The organism is Kosakonia sp. H7A, from assembly GCF_003028445.1.
GTDB lineage: Bacteria > Pseudomonadota > Gammaproteobacteria > Enterobacterales > Enterobacteriaceae > Kosakonia > Kosakonia radicincitans.
In genome coordinates this window covers 1-493 of sequence record NZ_PYTZ01000088.1, presented here as the reverse complement: position 1 = coordinate 493, position 493 = coordinate 1, and the positions used below count along the sequence as shown (strand labels likewise).

Genomic DNA, 493 nt, shown 5'->3' with positions numbered 1-493 from the left:
GAAAATAAAGACCAGAACGACGGTATAGAGGCTGCGCAACGCCACCTCGGCAAGAAACTCCACCGGCACTTTCTCGAGCGCCATCCGCTGCCAGTCAAAGGCTTTCATCTATCATCTCCCTGCGGGTCATAAGTTGCCTCTAAGCATAGCCAGATGATGGAGATAGCACCTGTCAGATAAAAGCCGTATCATTGCGCGCTTTCCGTACGACAAAAGTGATCGCCATGACCCAAACGTTTATTCCCGGCAAAGATGCCGCCCTGGAAGATTCCATCGCTCGCTTCCAGCAGAAATTGCTCGACCTCGGATTTGATATCGAAGAGGCCTCGTGGCTGAACCCGGTGCCGCACGTGTGGTCCGTTCACATTCGCGATAAAGAATGCGCGCTGTGCTTTACCAATGGTAAAGGCGCCACCAAAAAGGCAGCCCTGGCCTCCGCGCTGGGCGAATATTTCGAGCGCCTGTCCACCAACTATTTCTTCGCTGACTTCTG

1 protein-coding gene and 1 pseudogene are annotated in these 493 nt (G+C 53.5%); one reads left to right on the top strand and one right to left on the bottom strand.

Annotated features, from left to right (window positions below; translation table 11 throughout):
* A pseudogene (locus CWM66_RS28345) lies at positions 1 to 108 on the bottom strand (DUF421 domain-containing protein); the annotation flags it as partial.
* 116 nt (positions 109 to 224) lie between these two features.
* Here CWM66_RS28345 and CWM66_RS28340 point away from each other — a divergent pair.
* A partial coding sequence (locus CWM66_RS28340) for a YcaO-like family protein (RefSeq protein ID WP_199200089.1) occupies positions 225 to 493 on the top strand: 269 nt, incomplete at its 3' end.